Here is a 22,931-nt window from a genome sequence, read left to right as displayed (position 1 = left end):
ATTAAAACAAAAAGTTAAAATGAATTCGTTATTTTTAATAAAACGATTACTTTTGCATTTCAATAAAAGAAAATTTAAAAATGACAACAAACAGAACATTTACAATGCTTAAGCCTGATTCAATTGAAAAAGGTAATATTGGAGCTATTTTAGAAAAAATAAATGCTGCCGGTTTTAGAATAGTAGCCATGAAATTAACCCAAATGACGGAAAATGATGCTAAAGCATTTTATGCTGTTCATAATGAAAGACCATTTTTTGGTGAGTTAGTTGAATATATGACACGTGGACCTATTGTTGCAGCTATTTTAGAGAAATCTAACGCGGTAGACGATTTTAGAGCGTTAATTGGAGCTACAAACCCAGAAGAAGCAGCAGAAGGTACTATTAGAAAATTATTCGCTACATCTATTAGCGAAAACGCTGTACATGGAAGTGATAGTAATGAAAATGCAGCTATAGAAGGTGCTTTTCATTTTTCCGGACGTGAGATGTTTTAATATTAGATATAATATACTTTAGGTATTAATAAAACTAACTTATAACTTAACAGAAAACATATAGCACAAAAAAATGCCTCGTAAATACGAGGCATTTTTTAATTTAATAAATTGTAGATTAAGTAGTCTTAATACTTAATTGCTTTTTTACTTATTTCTGTACCATTTTCAAAAGTAGTATTCAAAATCAATACTGTACCTCTTCTAATATTCTGAGTATTCACTCTGAACTCACTTTCATTAGGTAACATATTCACTAGTAATCTACCAGTGACATCATACATTTTTAATTCTTTTACTATGGTTTTAGATTTTACTAACAAGGCATCATCTTCATTAATAACTACAAAGTCATTGTTTAAATCAAAATCATCAACACCTAAAGTTGCTTTAGTAAATTGTAAAGTAAATCTATTATCATGATATCCTGTTACGGCAGAGAAGTTATAATCACCCTGTTTCAAATCATGAGTAACATTTAACTCATTGTCAACTAAATAAATATCGTTATCAGTTAATGATGCCCCTTCAAAACGATCAATACTAATTTTATAAGTAACATCAGCTTCTTCAATGTAGGTATTAAAGGCCAATGGTACTTTTTTCTCTGCTGTAAAACTACTCAACCCCTGAATACCATATTTCAAAGTATCAATTTTAGAGTATAAATTTATATAGCCCTCATCAATTTTAATACCATCATATGCTCTATCAAAGCCATCTGTTGCATCCTCAATAAAACCAACTAAGATTTGACTAAAAGCTCCGCCTGTACTACTTTCAACATTTAACCAGATTCTATCTCTTTCATCTGTTTGGGTACTTTTAGTGTCTACACCTCTAAAAAATTGTGTGTTATCACCTTTCCTTCGCATTTTATCAGTAAAAGTTATTTTCTCTATATTCGAATTTGTCTGTACCATAAAGCCTTGTCCTGAACCTATTATTCCACTAGGTACTTGTCCACCAGGATTTGAAACTGCAGGTAAACCAGATAAACCTCCTAATAAATTATATGAAGCATAATCATCATCAGTATATTGTGCACCAGTTGAACTCAAATTGTTAGCTGTACTATGAGTCCAAAACCAGATTGTACCATTAATAGATGCAGCATTATTAGAATTAGAAATAAACAAATCAGCATTAATAGCTGACGGATAAGGATTACCCACTAAGTTTAAATCATCTAAATCATTACCATTATTATTAAAAACAACATCAATTGCTGTAGTCGTTGGAGAACTATTACCAAGTCCATCTCCCGATAAATTGACAGAACCTGTTTTAGGTTTCCCGGTAAAAGACACGGTAGCTTTAAAATCAGCAGGATATGGGTCACTTTGAGGTCCTTGTGAAATATATCCCTTACCCGATTTCATGGTAAGTCCAGTTGATGAAATCCATTCACCAAGTGCTTCATCACCTCCATATTCAATAACATTTGTAGCCGCTTGGTTCCAATAATATAATCTTGATTGGTGATATGTTGGTGCTCCAAATACCGTTGACATATTTGACCCTTCTACTGGCGAAGACCAATAGGTATAATCATTACTATCACTTAATTCTGTTGTCGTTTCATATTTTGTAATGGTACCTGTTATAGTAACAGGAGAGCCACCAATGTTTGATGGGTCTAAACTATTTACAGTATACAAGGATTCTTGGTCACCAAAATTAGCTGTACCCGTAATCGTCAAGCTTTTATTAACCTCTACATAATTGCTAGTTCCTCCATCCATATTCAAGGTACCCGTAACCGTTAAATCACAAGACGCAAAAGAGCCATCTGAGGCATTATAAGTAAAAGTACTACCAATCACAGCTGCTCTTGTTTTATCAGGCACACCCTTATCCCATGAAGTTGTCCATGTTGTTGTTCCACTTTCGTGAATCCCTAATGCCATATTCGATTCATTGTCTGCATTATCTACTTCACTTAAAGACACTTCAAGATAATCCGTTACTAATAAACCTGACGGACCAGTTGCCACGCTAAAAGTTATTGTTGGTAACTCTGTAGTTCCACAACCTTTAATAAAACTTTTATCTAATCCCCAATTTGGTGGTGTACCAGTTTCTTGTACTACCCCCATAATATCAGTGCGATCATTATAACAATTATCTTCAAAAGATGTAGAAATTAAAATTATATCGTTACCATTAAAACTACAAACTTCTGTTGCTTCAGCTGTAATTGCCACTGCTCTATTACCTGCTAATGGTAAAACAGCACCAGTTCGACTATACAATCTAACATCTCCTGCGGCCATGTCTCCAATTATAATAAATTCTTGAGGAGATGATGTTTCTAAATTACCATCAGTTAAAGTAGCATTAGTATCCTTGTACAACGCCAAGTAGTATTTTCCAGAAGGTACAAAATTTGAAGAAATATTTGTTACTTCAATCCATCTATCTGTATTTATACCAGAACCTTCATAATATTGAGTTATAAGCAATTCACCTGTTGGAGGTAAATCAATCGCATTACCACTTATTGCAAAATTATAAGGGGTTTCTCCGTTTGTAGAATTATTATTTATACTAATTACAGCCTCTTTTAGACCAATTGTACTTGGATCAAAACGAACTGTAAATGTTGTTGAAGCACCTGTTGCAATCGGTGTTGTAGGATTAGCCGTAACTGTAAAATCAGAAGCATCAGCTCCTGTAACACTTACAACTGGTGATACACTAGTTAAAAACAAGTCAGCTGTACCATTATTTTCAATAGTAAATATTCTTGAAAAACCATCTACCGTTTTTATATCTACGTCTCCAAAATACGTATGGTCTAATTCCGTTAAATCTGGACTCAAATCACCATCAGCAATTTCTACACTATTACCAAAAACATCCATATTTGGCGATGCGGCAATACCTTCACCTGAAACTTGATAATAAAAAAATGGAACTATAGTTGTATCATCACTTTCAATTTTGATATATGAATCAAGCGGGGCTGCAATAGAAACAGGACTAAATTCAATATCATAATCAAAACTAAATCCACTAGGAATAGTAAATGGAAATGTAGTACCTGGTGGCAATACAAGATTGTAGTGTGGATCAGGAGATGATAAAAAATCAATACTCGTAATGGATAAATCTGCACCTCCATTATTTATTATGGTATATTGTCGTGAAACAGTTTCTGAATTTGCAACTGCTTGTCCAAAATCAGTATTATCACCTGAAGATGTATTATGGAAATTATTTATTTGAACACTGTCATCACCTGTTAACACAAGCTCAGGCGTAGCAACTCCTCCAGTTCCCTTTACTTCAAAATAATAATCTTCAGCTGTTGGTACTGGTGAAGCCAAAATATCTATTACTCGGAGATGCACTGTTACCGTCTGATCACCAACAGTGGTTGGTTCAAAAGTCACTGAAAATGTAGATGTAGTTCCAACGGGGTCAACAATTGAAATACTTCCTGGAGTAGGTGAATTTATAGCAAAATCTCCAGTTAATGCTGTTGGTGTTTGGACTATATATTGTGAAGCCGCTAACGTTGTGAACGTATATGTCTGACTCGTTGAATTACCAACATTTACAGTACCTAAATCCGTACCATCTGCAGTTATAGGAGTATTTGTACCAGGGCTGGAGCTTGTAGTGGGTATGACCTGTAAAGTTGGACTACCACCACTTACGTCGCCAAATTGTGCATGAATAGACCCTATTGCAAAAACTGCAACTAGAAGCGTACATAGTAATTTTTTCATCATTTTTTTATTAGTGTTACCGTCTTTAGAGACTTTTTCTTATTTCGCAAATATACTAATTATAAACAAATGTTAATTAAGCTTAACACTTTTTATTAACATTTTATTTAACTTTTCATTTAACAATTTTACAATTTTTTCTTTTCCATAACTTAGTTCTTCTCGTAATACGGAAGAATTTAGCTTTACGGTTAAAATACCATTTCTAAATTGCACATCGCTTGTATAACTAACTACACCACTTCCCATTACCTCTTCCCAAGCTTCTTTTATTAATACTAGATCAATACCTTTTTGCAATTTATTATCTTGCAAAACATTATCCATAACATCTTTTATGGACAAAAATTCGTTATTTCTTCTGTTGCTCATAGTCTAGTTTAATTCAAACATTTTATACGATTGATCTGTTTTTTTAATTACATTTTCAGTCCTTTCTGCATGTGTATCTGTAATAAATATTTGACCAAAATTGTCATCATTAACCAAATCTACAATTTTTGACACTCTATTTTCATCTAATTTATCAAAAATATCATCTAATAATAATATTGGGGTCTTTTTTGATTGCATTTGAATAAAATCAAATTCCGCCAATTTCAACGCTATTAGATAGGTTTTTTGCTGTCCTTGCGATCCAAACTTCTTAATAGGATACTCCTCTATACTATATAACAAGTCATCACGTTGAATTCCTACCGACGTGTACTGTAAAACCCTATCTTTTTCTAAACTTTTTTGCAATAATTCTTCAAAATCTGTTTTTTCTAACTGACTTTTGTATGTAAAACTAACATTTTCCCCTTCACTACTAATGTGTTTATGCCTTCTTTCTAATATTGGGGCAAAATCTTCTGCAAAACTTTTCCTTTTTTTATAAATTCTATCACCAAAATCAATCAGCTGTTTATTATAAACTTCAATATTCAAAGCATCGAAGGTATGGTTAGATGCGAAATATTTTAATAAAGCATTACGTTGTGATAACACCTTATTATAACTAATCAAATCTTGTAAGTAATTTTTATCGGATTGGGCGATAACACTATCCATAAATTTACGTCGAACATCACTACCTTCACTTATTAAATTCGTATCATTCGGAGAAATGATAACTACGGGAATTAACCCAATGTGTTCAGAAAGCTTTTCATAATCTTTCCCATTGCGTTTCACCACTTTTTTTTGCCCTTTTTTAAAACTACAGTTAATTAACTCTTCCCTTTCGTCAAGATTAAAAAGACCTTCTACCACAAAAAATTCTTTTTCATGTTGAATATTCTGGCTTGCTATACTATTAAAATACCCTTTTGTAAATGCTAAGTGATAAATGGCATCTAAAACATTTGTTTTACCAACACCATTATAGCCAACAAAACAATTTATTTTAGTATTGAATTCAAATGCTTCCGCCTCAAAATTCTTATAATTAACAAGGCTAATTTTCTTTAAATACATACTTTATATGAAGTTCATTGCAAAAAAACGAAATTTACATCAATAATAAGAATATTATATCATAAAAAATTATACTTTTGCACCCACAAATTTTGACATAGAAATGGCAACATATAAGAAAAAAGGTAATAAGGCTAAAATTGATAAGGTTTCTAAAGTAGAGGAACAAAGCACAACAGCAGAGGTATTTAATACCCTAGACGAAACGGCTTCGAAATCTGAAAAATGGATTGAAAAAAATAGTAAACCATTAATTATTGGATTCGTAGCACTTGCGGCCTTAATATTAGGTTATTTAGCTTATAACAAATTTGTTAAGGAACCAAAAAGTATTGATGCAGCAAACGAATTGGCCTATCCAAAAAGCTTTTTTGACCAAGCCGAATCAGGTTCTGCTACAATAGCGGTAGATTCTCTTTATAAATTAGCCCTTAATGGTGCTGACGGCAAATATGGCTTAATTGATATTATTGATAATTACGGAAGCACAGATGCTGGTAATTTAGCAAAATATATGGCGGGTATTTCTTACTTAAAAACCAATGATTACGAAAATGCTGAAAAATATTTGAATGCTTTTTCAACAGATGATGAAATTTTAGGTGCTATAGCGGAAGGTAACTTAGGTGATCTTTATTCAGACACTAACCAACCAAAAGATGCTATTGACAGTTATATAAAGGCTGCTAATTTTAAAAGTAATGAGTTTACTTCTCCTTTGTATTTATTTAAGGCCGGTAACATTGCTATGGACTTAGAAAATTACACGAAAGCTGAAGAATTGTTCACTAGAATAAAAAATGAATATCCTAATTCTGATGAAGGACTTAAAATTGATATTTATTTAAATAGAGCTAGATTAGCTGCTCAAAATTAAGCCTATATGGCAACTACAAACTTATCAGATTACGATAAATCAGTAATTGGCAATGCTAAAAAATTAAAATTTGGTATTGTTGTTTCCGAGTGGAACACTTCAGTTACAGAAAACCTTTATAAAGGTGCTCATACTACATTATTAGATAATGGAGCTGTGGATGCTAATATTATAAGACTGAATGTACCTGGTAGTTTTGAATTAGTTTACGGAAGTAAACACCTACTAAAACAAGGTAAATTTGATGCTATAATTGCTATTGGATGTGTGATACAAGGTGAAACCAAACATTTTGATTTTGTTTGCGAAGCTGTTTCACAAGGCATTAAAGATTTAAATATTCAATTTGATGTACCTACTATTTTCTGTGTATTAACGGATAACTCAATGCAACAATCTATTGATAGATCAGGAGGAAAACATGGTAACAAAGGTGTAGAATGTGCAGTTGCCGCCATTAAAATGGCAACATTAGCATAGTTTTAACACGTATTTTCCCTATTAAATTTTGATTGCCCCTATTTATTTCTGTAAATTTGATTTTGGTTTAATTTTTGGTGTAAATAAGCTAAATTTATAATTAAACATTCACTGTTATGGGATTTATTAAACGTAAAAACAAAAAATTTGAATATTCTCCAAGATATTATAAAGGAGAGGGCAATCCATATAAGATAGAACATAAGTTTGACGAATTTAGAACAACTGTTGGAAAAAATTCTCTCAAAACAAAATTCACCAATGCCTTTGAAGAAACAAAAAGCTCAAAAGGCATCAATAAAACAATAGCAATTACAGTCGCTATTTTAGTGTTTATTTTTCTCTATATAATAGATTTTGATCTATCCATTTTTCAAATGAAATAAATGTCAGATATTATTCAACTACTTCCAGATCATGTTGCCAATCAGATTGCTGCCGGCGAAGTGGTTCAACGTCCTGCTTCCGTTGTAAAAGAATTGCTAGAAAATGCAATAGATGCAGATGCAACGGAAATAAAATTACTCATTAAAGATGCTGGTAAAACCTTAGTTCAGGTTATTGATAATGGCAAAGGTATGAGTGCAACTGATGCTAGATTATCATTTGAACGCCATGCTACTTCAAAAATAAGAACCGCAGAAGATTTATTTAATTTAAATACCAAAGGTTTTCGAGGTGAAGCACTGGCTTCTATTGCGGCTATTGCACATGTTGAAGTTAAAACAAAACAAGTAGATCAAGAATTAGGTACGCAAATAAAAATTGAAGGTAGTACCATCCAGAATCAAGATGTTATTGCTACACCAACAGGTACAAGTATAGCAGTTAAACACTTATTTTTTAATATACCCGCTCGTAGAAATTTTCTTAAATCCAATTCGATTGAATTACGACATATAAAAGATGAATTCTATCGTGTAGCCCTTACCCACCCCGCTATTGCATTTGATTTTTACAGTAATGATAGTGAGGTACTGAATTTAAACAGCAGTAATTTACGTCAGCGAATAGTTGCCGTATTCGGAAAAAAAATAAATGAAAAACTAGTCCCCATTCAAGAACATACAGATATTATTACTATTGAGGGATTTGTATCAAAACCAGAATTTGCCAAGAAAAAACGTGGTGAACAATTTTTCTTTGTAAACAATAGATTTATCAAAAATGGATATTTACACCATGCGGTAATCAATGCTTTTGATCAATTATTACCACCAGGACATCATCCTTCCTATTTTTTGTATCTATCTGTTCCTCCTAACACAATTGACATTAATATTCATCCTACAAAAACGGAAATAAAATTTGAGAACGAGCATGCTCTTTATGCCATTTTACGATCTACCGTAAAGCATAGTTTAGGACAATATAATGTGGCACCCGTATTAGATTTTAATAGAGATGCCACTATGGATGTTCCTTATTCATTTAAGGATAAAACATCTGTTTCTACACCACAAATAACCGTTAACCCAAGTTTTAACCCATTTGAAAGTGAGTCTAACTCAAAATCATATGACAAACCAAAAACGGCCCAATGGGATTCTTTATATTCAGGAACAGAAACAGCACTAGATGTGCAAGAAATTGAAGTGGAGGCTGATGTTGTAAATAAAGATTTATTTAATTCTTTAGAAAACGAAATAAAGGCAAAAACACTTCAAGTTCATAAAAAATATATACTTAGTGTTATCAAATCAGGTGTTGTGTACATTAATCAAAATTTAGCACATCAGCGAGTTTTATATGAAGAGTTTTTAACGAAAATGACTATTGAAGACACTTCTAGTCAACAATTACTCTTTCCATTAGAAATAACATTTAATAAAGGTGATATTACACTTTGCAAAGAAATTCAACCTGATTTAGAAAGTGTAGGCTTTCAATTTGACAAAATTGACAATGATACCATTACGTTAGACGGAATTCCTGTAAATGTTAATCAAAACAATGTGCAAGGTTTATTTGAAGAGCTTTTTGAAGACATTAAAAACGAAATACCCGATTCTAGTTTCAGTCAATTAGACGCGATAGCTAAAAGCCTTGCAAGAAGCTTAGCTATAAAAAATGGAACCAAGCTTAACAGTAAAGAACAAGAGGAGTTATTAGAACAATTGTTTTCATGTAAAGAGCCTAATCAGTCACCATTTGGTAAAAAAACATTTATTACACTTTCTTCTGAAGAAATTCAACTTAAATTTGACAATTAAACCCTTTATAAATAATAACAATGGGAAAAATAACTGATACGGTTAAACATATCATCATAATAAATGTGCTACTCTTTCTTGTAGCTAAATTTGCTTATCCGCCTTTACAGGACCTATTTGCTTTACATTTTCCTACAAATCCAGCATTTGGTATTTGGCAATATGTTACGCATATGTTTATGCACAGTCAACAATCGTTGATGCACATAGGTTTTAACATGCTAGGCGTTTGGATGTTTGGTAGTCCATTGGAACAACTTTGGGGTCGTAATAAATTTATTTTCTTTTATTTTTCTGCAGGTATAGGTGCTGGATTAATCTATAGTGCTGTCAACTACTTTCAATATACAAGTATTTACAATGATATCATTTCTATGGGATTTAGCAGTGCTGATATTCAGAATTTATTAGATACTGGAGGTTCTTCTTCAGGAATATTTGATAAGTTTTCTCAAGAAGAATTACTAAAATTCTACAGGCTTTATAACACCCCTGCTGTTGGTGCATCTGGAGCTCTTTATGGCGTATTGGTCGCTTTTGGAATGAGTTTCCCAAATGCTAAATTGGCTTTAATATTTTTTCCCGTGCCTATTGCGGCCAAATATTTTATTCCAGTTTTAATTGCATTGGATTTATTTTCAGGCCTAACGGGATATTCAATTTTTGGAGATGGTGTAGCTCATTTTGCCCACGTGGGTGGTGCCATTGTGGGATTAATAATTATGTTGTATTGGAAAAAGAATCAGTTTAAAAGGTGGGATAAATAAAATACATTGAACACTATAAAAGATCAAATATTATACAGAATAAAATCAGCAAACATTGCTGAGCAGATCATCTATGCCAACATTTTATTATATATAATTACTTTATTATTTAAAGTGTTATCTAGTTTTATGCAATGGCATGATAATTTATTTGTTAACTGGCTGTCTTTACCTGCAGATTTTAACCTATTTCTAACAAAACCTTGGACCCTAATTACGTATGGGTTTTTACATGCTGATTTTTTACATATTTTATTTAATTTAATATTCCTATTTTATATTGGAAACCTATTTTTAGATTTCTTTTCAAAACGTGATTTTTTAATTTATTATGTATCAGGTATTGCTGTTGGAGGTATAATTTACCTTGCTAGTTATAATTTTTTTCCGGCTCTAAAAGGAAGTAATGCCGTTTTATTAGGTGCATCAGCCGGTGTAACTGCAATTCTAGTAGGTATTGCTGCTAAGGTGCCCAATTACGCTATCCATTTGAGGTTTATAGGGGCTGTAAAATTATGGCATATTGCGGTAGCCATGATCTTTATTGACATTATTCAATTACCTATAAATAATACAGGCGGGCACTTGGCACATTTAGGTGGTGCTCTAATTGGTTTTTTACTCACTAACCAAGCGAATAAAGGAAAGAACCTACATCAGCTTTTCGGATCAATTTTTAAATCAAAAAAGAAAGAGTCGTTGAGAACTGTTTATAAAAACCCTAACCCTCAAAAAAGGGCGAAAAATAATGCAAATGATCAGCAAAAGATAGATGCAATTTTAGATAAAATAAGTAAATCTGGTTATGAAACATTAACGCAACAAGAAAAAGATTTTCTTTTTAAGGTTGGTAAAAAATAACATAGTAATTTTATATGGTGAAGAAACTATCATTTTTTAATAAAATACTATTTATCATTAATACAATTTTTGCGATTGCATTAATTTTTGCTATTCTTTTACCGCGATTATCTCCAAATAAATTTGGTGTATTTTCTTTATTTAGTATAGTAGTTCCTGCTGTTATAATTATAAATATACTATTTGTAGTATATTGGATATTAGTAGGCTTCAAAAAACAACTTTTACAGTCTTTTATAGTATTGATAATATCCTATTTTTTTATTCCTCAATTATATAAATTTAATGACAATATCAATCAAGAAGATTCTAATACCATAAGCGTAATGAGTTTTAATGTTAGAAAATTTAATATGTATAAATGGATAAAAGTGGATGATATAGAATCAAAGATTAAAGATTTTGTTGAAAATGAGGATCCAGATATTTTAGCATTACAAGAATATAGAATTCCTAAAAACTTTAAATTAAAATACCCCTATTTCAGCAACCCTACTTTAGAAAATTATTCTGACTCTATTCAAAATAGCAAACATAGAATTGCTTTAGGCATATATTCGAAATATCCCATTGTAAAACAAGGTATAATTAAATATGCTAGAACATCAGCAGCAGCAATGTTTGTAGATGTTGTTAAGCGTATAGATACAATAAGAATTTATACTTTTCACATGGCCTCTTTAGGAATTGTACCAAATCAGCATTACTTTGGGCACGATGATTCGGAAAAATTAGTAAAAAAAGTACGCCAATCGTTTAAAGTTCAGCAACAACAAATAGACTCCTTAAATAAGCATATAAACACCTGTAAGTATAAAGTAATAGTAACAGGTGATTTAAACAATACAGCCTATTCATGGGCTTACAATAATGTTAAGAATAATTTTAAAGATACATATTTAGAGGCTGGTGAAGGTTTTGGAACTACCTATAAGTTTAATAAATTTCCTTTACGTATCGATTATATTTTTGTGGATAAACACTTTAAAGTGAAGTCGCATAAAAATTATGGCATACAACTTTCAGACCATTACCCTATTATGGCGACCTTAGAACTTATCAAATAAATTATTACTGAAATGTTTCCGCATTCCATGATCAACGTTATGACCAAAACCGTTTGGCAGATTCCTTAGAGCCTTAATTTTGATTGTCATTGTGATCATACTCAATATTATAAAAGAAGTTGATACGGCAACGAATTGAGTTTGAAAGGGTAATAATGATTTAGCTATCATAGCTCTAAGTAATACCTTTGTTCTGGTATCTGTAAATCATCACTCACAAAATTTTCAATAAACTGAAAACCTGCATTTTTTATCATCTTTAACGAGGCAACGTTTTCTGTGGCTACAATTGCAATTAAATTTTCCATTTTTATTGATTTACAGTAAGCTATCAAACCGCTAAGAACTTCTGTTCCATAGCCATTCCCCCAATATTCTTCTAAAAATCGATACCCTATTTCATCGTTATTATGTTCATCTTTGACCAATGCAACAGTACCAACAAATAAACCATCTTCAATTCTTGAAATTGCATAAATAAAAAAATCATTCTCCTCTTTATCATAAAATTCAATTAATTTGGGTAATTCTTCCATATTCTCCTGATAGGTCATCGGTCTCCCTCTAACATATTTCATCACATTTTTATTCGTCTGCATTTTATTAAAAGCTTCAAAATCTTCCATTTTTAAACTTCTTACTAGCAGCCTTTTTGTCTTAAAAATTGTCATTATTATATATTTAATACTATATATTCATCAAAAAACCTGTTAAATTGTCTTTTCTTGATAGTCCCAGTTTTTTACGCAGTCTATATCGTGCTAGCTCTACTCCTCCTTTTGATATATTCATAACTTCAGCTATTTCCTTTGTTGACATATTTATAAGTAAATAGGTAGATAAATCTAATTCACGTGGCGTAATATTTTCATATTTATCTTGTAAGCGTTTCAGAAAATCAAAATGTACATTTTTAATATGTTTTTCCAAATCCTTCCAACTTTTGTCTGCATTTATTTCTTTTAAAACACTTTTTTTAAGACTGTGTAATTGCAATTTCGTTTCAGGACTTATTTCTGAAGTTTCTAATTTTTTCAATTTATCAATTATTCCATTTAAAATTTTATTCTTTTTTACAACTTGTAATGAATTACTTACCAACTCCTTATCCTTAGCTAGAATTCTTGTTTGTAATTTATCTCGATTTAAATCCTCAATTTCTTTCTCAAGCTTATACTGCTCTGATATTATTTTTGCTTCTTTTTCTAAATAGCGTTTTCGGTGTTCTAAGGTCTCGTAATATTTATCTTTTCTAATTTTTAATTTCATCCATAAAGAAATAAAATATATACTCACTATGATAAACAATGAATAACATATATACGCTAAATAATGTCGATACCAAGGAGGATAAATTCTGAATTTAAAGAGTGTTGGGTCAGAAACATTATTATAACTGTTTTTAACTCTAACATGCATTTGATAATCATTCTCAACTAAATTAGTATATTCCTTCATTGCATTTTTCGTCCATAAACTCCATTCTTTATCAAATGGATCTAACTTATAGGAATACAATATAGGCTCTCGATTATATTCCGGTGAAGAGAATGTGAATTTAATATTGTTTGACTTATACGGAATCTTTATATTGAAACTACTTTGTTGAGGATTGCCCTGCATTATAGTATCTTTTTCATAAATAAAACTTCTGATGACCGCTCTTGGAACTGATATTCTATTTGAAACAGTGGTATCATAATGTGCAAGTCCATCAATTAAACCAATAAAAATATTTTTATTATCCTTTGCATTAATTGACAAGTAATTAGGCACTAAATTACCAGTTAAATTAGAAAATGGTTTAATTATATTGGTATAGTCTCTATTTTTGTTTTTCATTAACACCCCCAAAGACTCATCAAAAACATACCATAAATTACCTCGTGCATCTTCTATTAAATTATTTATCGTAGCTACATCCTTAAAATAATTACTCAACTTTCTATCTTCAAAAAATCTATCTTGCCCTTTAGAATAGGAGTAAAAATGATTATTTGTTTGAAAATAAACTTCATTATTGATTCTTTGTAAACTATTAATCGCACTAACAGTATCATTAAATTTAGTTATGGTTTCTATGGAGTTAAACTCTTTATAATCTTCGGAGATCTCCATTTGATACAATAAATTATCTCTTTTCAACCATAAAAAGTTACCATCATGTTCAAATATATTTGAAGCTTTATCAAAATCACCAATCTGATTTTTGTAAACTAACCCAGTTTTTGTTTTTTCAAATATCGAAAAGCCACCATAATTAGAACCAATAATCAAATTCCGTTGATCTGGTATTTCTTTAAATCCATAATAGCCAATATTATCAAGTACTTTGGCTACCTTGTTATTCTTTATTAGCATGGCTCCCCTATTATTTGCACATACTAAATCATCACCAATAACTTGAATATTCCATGTTTGTGCCGTTGTTCCTTCAACCAATTTAAAGGAGTCATCCGAAAAAGTATTGTTCAATAAACGATAAAAAAGACCTTGATTTGTGGCTACATATAAATATCCCTTATAAATAACTGTACCATATACGGTACTCAAATTTTGACTCGAACCGAAATAGGTAAAAGGAGAGTTTATACTAACATGAGTAATTCCATTATCTAAACCTAACCAAAGATTACTATTACTATCAATAAATGAGCTAAGAATTGTATTATTTTGAAGTCCTTTATCTAAGTTAATATGTTGTTTTATTTTACCATCCATATTACATATGATAATTCCATCCAATACAGTATTAAATACTAAAGAAGTGTTATTAATTGTTATTCCACCAAGTGTACTATTCTTCTTAACAAACTCATTCGCTTCCGTATTCCAAGGTTTAACTATTTCATTTTGATAGGTATACAATCCCTTTTCTAATAAAGTAAAAAGTAATGTATTATTTGGCATTTTTAATATACTCCAAATCTCCGTGTTTTTTAATACTTCAGTACCCTTTAGTGCTATTAAAGCACCTTTTACATATTCAAATACCCCATACTCGATGTCTTGAAAATAAAGATTATTATCAACTAAAAATGAGAACTGAAATCGTTTAGGTGCTTCAAGCGTCTTTATCTCATTGTCTTTGAAAATATATGCCTTATGAAAAGCCTGAAAAATAACTTCATCATTAAATATATGAATCTTCCAAATAAAATCAGTTGGTTTACTTTCGGTACTATCAATTAATGGTAATAATGATTTAAATACAAGTTTTCCTTTTAAATTAGATTCAAAATAACCAAATTGATTATAACCACCAACATAAATACGTCCATTTGTTCTATCATATTTTACACTTCTTATGTTAGAAGAATTAGGAATTTTATATAATTGCCATGAATTTCCATCAAACTGAAGCAACCCATTATTATTGGCAAAATAAATATTACCAATGGTATCTTGATCTATTTGCCAATTTTGAGTACCACCATCATAATCTGTTTTTGTAAAATTATTAATTTTTGGTAATCCATTATTTTTAACCTGACCACTAATGCCTTTTACACCAAAACATAAAAGAATTAAAACTAAATAAACTGATAATTTATTACTAAAAAAAACCATTTAAATTATATTGATTAAGAAATAAGACCCTTACACCAAATGTAGTGTTTTATTTTTAGCTTTAACATAAAATTAATGTATTTTAACATTTTTATCAATCTGATTATTAATATTATATACCTATATTGATGTGTTTTTGTATAATAATATTTCAAGTAATGATGTGTTTTTGTATAATTAATAAATTTAATTAAAAGTTAAATATTGGTTAAATTCGTACCATTATTAACTCAAACACTAATTATATGAAATTCAGAAAACATTATGTTTTACTCTTTCTATCTATGTTTATATCTTGGATGGTAAGTGCACAGTCTGTTACCGTTAATGGTACAATTAAAGATGGTAGTGGTGAACCTGTTCCTGGGGCCACTATTCTAGTAAAAGGAACAACACAAGGAACAACATCAGATTTTGATGGAAACTATCAAATTGATGTTTCGTCCGAAGGTGTACTCGTTTTTAGTTTCGTGGGATTTACCACGGTTGAAGAACCTGTAAATGGAAGAACTGAAATTAACGTTACCTTAAATGAAGATGCTCAAGCCTTAGATGAAGTAGTAGTAGTTGGTTATGGTACACAAAAGAAAAGTGTAGTAACCGGTGCTATATCTAGTATCAAACAAAGTGATTTAGAAGACTTACCCATAACAAGGGTAGAACAATCTCTACAAGGTAGAGCTTCTGGTCTTACAATTGCGTCTAATTCTGGTCAACCAGGATCTTCTTCAACTATAAGGGTTCGTGGTATCACAACATTAAACAATAACAATCCGCTTTGGGTGGTTGATGGTGTTGTTGTAGATAATGGTGGTATTGGTTATTTAAATCAAGCAGATATTGAATCTATCGAAGTTTTAAAAGATGGTGCATCTGCTGCAATTTATGGTTCTAGAGCCGCTACCGGTGTTATTTTGGTAACTACCAAAAAAGGTAAAGCTGGTAAAATGAGCGTAAATTACAATGGATATGTTGGTGTTTCATCACCTTCGAGAAAATTGGATTTATTAAATGGAACAGAATATGCTACGTTAAGGAATGAAGCTTTAGTAGCTGGGGGTGGTTCTATATTATTTGCAAATCCAGAATCTTATGGACAAGGTACTGATTGGCAAGAAGAAATATTTAATAATAGTGCAGTACGTCAAAGCCAAGAATTAAGTTTAAGTGGTGGAAATGAAAAATCTACTTTTTATGTATCTTTTGGTTTAACAGATCAAGAAGGTATTGTAGCTACTCAAATTTCAAATTATATTAGACAAAATATTCGTTTGAATTCTACTCACAAGATTACTGATAAAATTACTTTCGGACAAACAGCAGCTTATTCTCATGAGAAAGTAGTGGGAATTGGAAATACAAATAGTGAATATGGTGGGCCATTGGCTTCAGCCATTAACTTAGACCCTTTAACTCCTGTTGTAGAAACTGATCCTGTTTTAGCGAATCAAGCTCCTTATAACAATGCTGGTATTTTTAGAAACAGTAATGGCGACCCTTATGCTATTTCAAGCTTTGTAGGACAAGAAATGTCTAATCCCTTGGCTTACATACAAACAAGATTAGGAAACTATCAGTGGTCAGATAATTTTGTTGGAAATGCTTATTTAGAAATAGAACCAATTGAAGGATTAAAAATAAGATCAACTGTCGGTGCTAAATTAGCCTATTGGGGTGAAAATAATTTCACTCCTCAATCTTATTTAAACTCTGCATTTGTTGTAGGGCAAAATAGCATAAATAAACAACTCAACAGAGGTTTTGCTTGGAACTTAGAAAATACAATATCTTATGATAAATCTATAGACGAGCATAATTTTACTTTATTACTTGGACAAGGAACTTATGTTGAAGGTATTAATAGTGGAAGTTCAGTTACTTATTCTGACATCCCGACTAATGACTATAAGGAAGCCGCCTTTGTTAGTGGTCATCCTTCAGATAAAATTACTTCTTCTGCCTACAATGGATATGAGCATACCGTTTATTCATTATTTGGAAGACTAAATTATAATTATAAAGAAAAGTATATGTTTACGGGGATTATCCGTAGAGATGGATCCACAAAATTTGGTGCGAATAATAAATTTGGTGTTTTCCCATCATTTTCTGCAGGATGGAATCCCGTATTAGAAGATTTTTGGCCAGAAAACAATGTTGTTAATCAGTTTAAAGTAAGAGGTGGTTATGGTGTTGTTGGTAATGATTCAAGTGCTGATTTTTTATATTTAGCAACAATAGGTAGTGGTCGAAATTACCCAATTGGCACAGCGGGTAGCGTAGTGGCAGGTAACAGTCCAAATGCACCGTCAAACCCTGATTTAAAATGGGAAGAGACTACTCAAATAAATATAGGTTTTGACACAAGATTGTTTCAAAATTTTACTTTTACTTTTGATTATTATAATAAAAAAACAACTGGGATCTTACAAACGATTGTGTTACCTGGTTATGTTGGTGCCACAGGAAATCCTTGGGGCAACGTAGCAGATATGGAAAACAAAGGTGTCGATTTGGAATTTGGTTACTCTAAATCTTTTGAAGATTTGAAAGTTTCCGCAAATGCAAACGTTGGTTATGTTCAAAACAATGTAACCTTTTTAGGAGCTGGAGTTGAATTTTTAACTGGAGGTGAAAGTATTCAATCAAGTACCTATCCAATCACAAGAACCCAAGTAGGGCAACCCTATAGTTCATTTTTTGGATTTAAAACGGATGGAATTTTCCAAAATCAAGCTGAGATCGAAGCTTATACTAATGCAGATGGAAGTTTAATTCAACCAAATGCAGTACCAGGTGATTTTAGATATGTTAATGTTGATGGAGAAGGAACTATAACTTCGGATGACAGAACTTTTATTGGTAACCCATTACCTGATTTTACTTTTGGATTTACAGTAAATCTTTCCTATAAAAATTTCGATTTTATGGCTTTTGCACAAGGTGCAGTTGGTAATCAAATTTATCAAGGTTTAAGAAGATTGGATATTGGTAGTGCCAATTATCAAACAAATGCTTTAAATAGATGGACTGGAGAAGGTACTTCTAATTCTTATCCTAGATTGACCACAAATGACACGAATTTGAATTTTAACAATCCTTCTGATTTTTATTTGGAAGATGGAGATTATTTAAGATTTAAAACAATTCAGTTAGGTTATTCCTTACCAAATACTGTCATTGAAAAATTAGGATTGGCTAAAATTAGATTATATATCACTGGAGAAAACTTATTTACCTTTACAAAATACAGTGGCTTTGATCCAGAAATTGGAGGTAATGTATTGGGTATTGACAGAGGGTATTACCCACAAGCTAAAACAGGAATGTTAGGTATAAATGTTCAATTTTAAAAAAAATAATATTATGAAACTAAAAAATATAAAAATTATAGTTGGGCTATTAATGATATCGCTTATGGGCATTTCATGTAGCACTGATTTTATCGAACTAGATCCAAAGTCGGATGTGCCTTTAGAGGTAAATTATTATTCTAATGAAGCGGAAGTATACTCTGGTGTTATCGCAGTTTACGATATACTTGGAAAAGAATCGAGTACCTTCGAAAATATGATCACGATGATGAATGCAGGTTCTGATGATTTTTTCGCAGGTGGTGGTGGTGCTACAGATGGTACCGGAATTCAATCTTTTTCAGATTATTCTATAAGTGAATCTACTATTCCTGGTAGTTTTTGGAACAGTTATTATGAAGGAATTTTCAGGGCTAATGTCTTACTTACTCAGTTACCAGAAGCACCCATAACTGATGCCAATAGAGTTCGTTATACTGCTGAGGCTAAAACATTGAGAGCCTATTATTACTTTCAATTGGTCCGCTTGTTCAAAAATGTACCGTTAATTCTTGACCGAATCGCTACGGCTGACATATACAATGTACCACAGGTAGCACCAGATGCTGTTTATGCACAGATTGAACAAGATTTAATAGATGCTAAAACCGGATTGCCAAACACTTTAGCAGATTTAACTACTGAAGCTGCACGTTTAACTAAAGGTTCTGCACAAGCATTATTGGGCAAAGTATATTTGTATCAAGGTAAAAATACTGAGGCTGCAACCGAATTAGCAGAGGTTAACGGAACACCAGGTGGTACAAGTACTTATGGTTACAAGTTGATTGATAATTTTGCAGACCTATGGAGTATTGACAATAAATTTAACTCAGAAAGTATCATAGAAGTTGCTAGTACCGATAAAGCCAACGTTGGTTGGGGTGAATGGGGAGGTGGACAAAATGATGGTAACACCATAAACACCATGGTAGCTCCAAGAAGTATTTCAAGACCCAGTGGTTCAACTGCACCAGATTATGCATCTGGGTGGAGTTTTAACACGGTTACATTAGAGTTATATGAGGTAATGAAGGATGACCCAAGATTTGAAGCTACCATTGCTGATTTCAAAGCTTTAAAAGAAGCAGGGCAAATAGATTATATTCCTGGCTATAAAGACTCAGGATACTTCCTGAACAAGTTTATGCCTTTAAACTCTGAAGTAACAACTGGTGGGGGTGAACCGATTTTAAACTACAGACAAAATGTTTATGCTATCCGTTTAGCTGACACCTATTTAATGGAAGCTGAAGCTTTAGGAGCTTCTGGTGCAAGAGCACAAGCCTTATTAGATGCTGTTCGGGCAAGAGTAGGATTATCATCAATTCCAGTTTCTTTAGATGTTATCGCAAAAGAGCGTAGATTGGAATTAGCGGGTGAAGGTCATCGATTTTTTGACTTAGTAAGAACAGGAAAAGCTGCATCTGCATTAGCAGATAGAGGATTTACAGCTGGTAAGAACGAAATTTTCCCAATTCCTTTAAAAGAATTAGAAAATACGATCATTGAACAAAATCCAAACTACTAAACTTTAAATAAAATCTTATGAACTTAAAAATAAAATTTAACAAATACCTATATCTTTTTATAGGTTTAATGGGCTTGGGAACTATTATAGCTTGCCAACCCGATGATTTTGGAGGTGGCAATGGTCTGGGAGATTCTAATGTTGACGCTTCCTTTACCATTACACCCGTTGATGGAGAAATAAACAGATATATGTTGGAGTCTCAAACAAGCGGCGTTATTGCCTCAAAATGGGATGTTGGCGATGGTGTTTTTGCTGGTAAAATGAATCAAAAAGTTTTTTTTCCAGATAAGGGAACTTACACAATTTCGCACATTGCAATAGGTAAAGGAGGTCTTACGAACACAACTTCACAAGAGTTAGTGGTATTACAAAACGATCCTATTGCCGGTAATATAGTACAAGGAGGTAAATTTATCGACACCGATGATCATGACAAATGGACCATTCATGAAATAAGTGATTCTGGTGCCGAATGGAAATTAAATGAAGGTAGTGCTACTATTTATAGCACTTCAGCTTGGGCTCAACAAGGTATTTATCAGGCTATTGAAGTTGAAAAGGATAAGACTTATTCAATCGACATGTTAGTTTCAGCTGAAGGCGGCTTTATAAATACGTGGTTCGAAGTCTATGCAGGTACTACCGAACCAGTTTCCGGTGTAGAATATAAAGATAATAAAATCATGGGCTTAAGTACATGGGATGGTTGTGCTACTTCCGCTTTTTCAGGGAAGTTATCTAGTGTGGGCTGCGTAAATAATTCCAATTCAGATGCAATAGATAACACCGTTTCATTTAATGAGTCTGGTACTATTTATTTGTACATAAGATCTGGTGGTGAAGTATTCGATACCGCAGGTATTACAATTAGAAATTTTGAAATGCGAGGCAGCGAATAAAATTAAAACAAATATTTATTTGAGTTAGTAAAGATTATAGCCCGTAGTTCTAAAGATTGCGGGCTATTTTCGATTTTAACAATTCAAATTACTTCCTTTTTCAATATAAAATATTTAAAAAAATGAAACTAAAACACATCTATTTTGTCGGTTTATGCTTCGCATTACTTTCATGTAATGATAAAACAGATACCAAAAAAAACAACCCTGAGCAAAGTTCTACCACTAATGAATTTACTACTAAAGATAAAACTATTATTATATACACAACTGCAAACAATACGAATTTACGTCTCACGAAAACGGATAATTTAACTTTTCAACCTGCAACACAACCCAAAGAAACAGAAATTTCTGTATTTGTAAATCCAAATAAAACATTTCAAACCTTTATAGGAATCGGTGGTGCTATAACCGATGCGAGTGCTGAAGTTTTTGCCAAACTAAATGCAGACAAACAGACGGAATTTTTAAACGCCTATTATAGTAAAGAAAACGGAATTGGTTATTCCTTATTAAGAACTAGTATTCACAGTTCTGATTTTGGTTCTGCCAGCCATACTTATATCAAAGAAGGAGATTCTGCATTAATATCCTTTTCCATTGAACATGACATGAAATATCGCATTCCGATGATGAAAAGAGCAATTGAAACAGCAGGTGGCAAATTATTGACCTATGCCTCTCCTTGGAGCCCTCCTGCGTTTATGAAAAGTAACAAGAGCATGTTAAAAGGAGGTACCTTACTTCCACAATACTATCAGAGTTGGGCCACTTATTACACTAAATTTATAAAGGCTTATGAAAAAGAAGGTATGCCCATTTGGGGAATTACCATTCAAAACGAACCTATGGCAACTCAAACTTGGGAATCTTGTATCTATTCAGCCGAAGCAGAACGCGATTTTTTAAAGAATTACTTAGGTCCTACTATGGAAACTGAAGGTTTAGGAGATAAAAACATCGTAATATGGGATCATAACAGAGATTTAATAACACATAGAGCCAACGTTATTCTATCTGATCCAGAGGCTTCTAAATATGTTTGGGGTACCGGTTTTCACTGGTATGAAACGTGGACAGGTGGTGATCCAATGTTCGATAACTTAAAAGCAGTGAATGAAGCTTTTCCTGATAAAAAATTATTGTTTACAGAAGGCTGTAATGAAAAATTTGATGCTGAGAAATATCAATATTGGCCTAATGCTGAACGTTATGGAAATTCTATGATTAACGATTTTAATAGTGGTACTGTAGGCTGGACGGACTGGAATATTTTATTAGATCAGAATGGTGGGCCTAATCACGTAGGTAATTTTTGCTTCGCTCCTATTCATGCAGATACAACTTCTGGAGAATTGATTTACACACCTTCGTACTATTATATTGGACATTTTTCAAAATTCATCCGCCCTGAAGCTAAAAGAGTTAGCACAGCCGTAAGTAGAAGTACCTTAATTAGCACCTCTTTTCTAAATGATGATGGAAACATGGTGACCGTTGTAATGAACAAAAGTGACAAAACGATTAGTTACAACTTATTTGTTGGCCAAGAAAAAACAGAGGTTGAAATTCCACCTCATGCTATGCAAACATTACTTTACTAATAAAAAAA

17 protein-coding genes are annotated in these 22,931 nt (G+C 32.0%); 12 read left to right on the top strand and 5 right to left on the bottom strand.

All coding sequences use genetic code 11. The features are described from left to right. Positions 1 to 80 precede the first annotated feature (80 nt). The gene (locus D3P13_RS16980; RefSeq protein WP_117884076.1) at positions 81 to 500 is read left to right on the top strand and encodes a nucleoside-diphosphate kinase; all 420 of its coding nucleotides are present in this window, start codon (positions 81 to 83) and stop codon (positions 498 to 500) included. Positions 501 to 628: 128 nt separating this feature from the next. On the opposite strand, the gene D3P13_RS16975 is transcribed toward D3P13_RS16980, so the two are convergent. The 3 genes from D3P13_RS16975 to recF form a co-directional block, all read right to left on the bottom strand. Continuing rightward, the gene (locus tag D3P13_RS16975) at positions 629 to 4,240 is read right to left on the bottom strand and encodes a choice-of-anchor D domain-containing protein (RefSeq protein WP_117884075.1); all 3,612 of its coding nucleotides are present in this window, start codon (positions 4,238 to 4,240) and stop codon (positions 629 to 631) included. Positions 4,241 to 4,309: 69 nt separating this feature from the next. Further along, positions 4,310 to 4,609, bottom strand: a complete 300-nt coding sequence (locus D3P13_RS16970; RefSeq protein ID WP_117884074.1) for a DUF721 domain-containing protein — start codon at positions 4,607 to 4,609, stop codon at positions 4,310 to 4,312. 3 nt (positions 4,610 to 4,612) lie between these two features. After that, positions 4,613 to 5,695, bottom strand: a complete 1,083-nt coding sequence (gene recF, locus D3P13_RS16965; protein ID WP_117884073.1) for a DNA replication/repair protein RecF — start codon at positions 5,693 to 5,695, stop codon at positions 4,613 to 4,615. A 103-nt stretch (positions 5,696 to 5,798) separates the two neighbouring features. Here recF and D3P13_RS16960 point away from each other — a divergent pair, with 103 nt between their 5' ends. From D3P13_RS16960 to D3P13_RS16930, 7 genes are all read left to right on the top strand, one after another. Next, positions 5,799 to 6,572, top strand: a complete 774-nt coding sequence (locus D3P13_RS16960) for a tetratricopeptide repeat protein (protein WP_117884072.1) — start codon at positions 5,799 to 5,801, stop codon at positions 6,570 to 6,572. 6 nt (positions 6,573 to 6,578) lie between these two features. Continuing rightward, positions 6,579 to 7,052 carry a 6,7-dimethyl-8-ribityllumazine synthase gene (gene ribH, locus D3P13_RS16955; protein WP_117884071.1) on the top strand — a complete coding sequence of 158 codons (474 nt, stop codon included), beginning with the start codon at positions 6,579 to 6,581 and terminating at the stop codon, positions 7,050 to 7,052. A gap of 116 nt (positions 7,053 to 7,168) precedes the next feature. Further along, positions 7,169 to 7,438, top strand: coding sequence for a riboflavin synthase subunit beta (locus D3P13_RS16950; protein ID WP_117884070.1), 270 nt, complete (start codon positions 7,169 to 7,171; stop codon positions 7,436 to 7,438). Then, positions 7,439 to 9,265, top strand: coding sequence for a DNA mismatch repair endonuclease MutL (gene mutL / locus D3P13_RS16945; RefSeq protein WP_117884069.1), 1,827 nt, complete (start codon positions 7,439 to 7,441; stop codon positions 9,263 to 9,265). A gap of 20 nt (positions 9,266 to 9,285) precedes the next feature. After that, positions 9,286 to 10,032, top strand: a complete 747-nt coding sequence (locus D3P13_RS16940; protein WP_117884068.1) for a rhomboid family intramembrane serine protease — start codon at positions 9,286 to 9,288, stop codon at positions 10,030 to 10,032. 6 nt (positions 10,033 to 10,038) lie between these two features. Beyond that, positions 10,039 to 10,893: a rhomboid family intramembrane serine protease gene (locus D3P13_RS16935; RefSeq protein WP_117884067.1), complete on the top strand. Its 855-nt coding sequence runs from the start codon at positions 10,039 to 10,041 to the stop codon at positions 10,891 to 10,893. 14 nt (positions 10,894 to 10,907) lie between these two features. Further along, entirely contained in the window at positions 10,908 to 11,960 is a 1,053-nt protein-coding gene (locus D3P13_RS16930; protein ID WP_117884066.1) for an endonuclease/exonuclease/phosphatase family protein, read from the top strand. Positions 11,961 to 12,127: 167 nt separating this feature from the next. On the opposite strand, the gene D3P13_RS16920 is transcribed toward D3P13_RS16930, so the two are convergent. Next, positions 12,128 to 12,631, bottom strand: coding sequence for a GNAT family N-acetyltransferase (locus D3P13_RS16920; RefSeq protein ID WP_117884064.1), 504 nt, complete (start codon positions 12,629 to 12,631; stop codon positions 12,128 to 12,130). Between the two features lie 16 nt (positions 12,632 to 12,647). Continuing rightward, complete coding sequence (locus D3P13_RS16915; RefSeq protein ID WP_117884063.1) at positions 12,648 to 15,530, bottom strand: triple tyrosine motif-containing protein; 2,883 nt, start codon at positions 15,528 to 15,530, stop codon at positions 12,648 to 12,650. 245 nt (positions 15,531 to 15,775) lie between these two features. Here D3P13_RS16915 and D3P13_RS16910 point away from each other — a divergent pair, with 245 nt between their 5' ends. The 4 genes from D3P13_RS16910 to D3P13_RS16895 all read left to right on the top strand — a co-directional run bounded on the left by D3P13_RS16910 (position 15,776) and on the right by D3P13_RS16895 (position 22,923). After that, complete coding sequence (locus tag D3P13_RS16910) at positions 15,776 to 18,883, top strand: SusC/RagA family TonB-linked outer membrane protein (protein WP_117884062.1); 3,108 nt, start codon at positions 15,776 to 15,778, stop codon at positions 18,881 to 18,883. Positions 18,884 to 18,896: 13 nt separating this feature from the next. Next, complete coding sequence (locus D3P13_RS16905; protein WP_117884250.1) at positions 18,897 to 20,414, top strand: RagB/SusD family nutrient uptake outer membrane protein; 1,518 nt, start codon at positions 18,897 to 18,899, stop codon at positions 20,412 to 20,414. Between the two features lie 17 nt (positions 20,415 to 20,431). Continuing rightward, complete coding sequence (locus tag D3P13_RS16900; protein ID WP_117884061.1) at positions 20,432 to 21,316, top strand: hypothetical protein; 885 nt, start codon at positions 20,432 to 20,434, stop codon at positions 21,314 to 21,316. A 122-nt stretch (positions 21,317 to 21,438) separates the two neighbouring features. Next, positions 21,439 to 22,923, top strand: coding sequence for a glycoside hydrolase family 30 protein (locus tag D3P13_RS16895; protein ID WP_117884060.1), 1,485 nt, complete (start codon positions 21,439 to 21,441; stop codon positions 22,921 to 22,923). The last annotated feature ends 8 nt before the right edge of the window (positions 22,924 to 22,931 follow it).

It is taken from the genome of Aureibaculum luteum (genome assembly GCF_003449015.1).
GTDB classification, from domain to species: domain Bacteria; phylum Bacteroidota; class Bacteroidia; order Flavobacteriales; family Flavobacteriaceae; genus Aureibaculum; species Aureibaculum luteum.
This window is presented reverse-complemented; position numbering and strand designations above follow the sequence as displayed.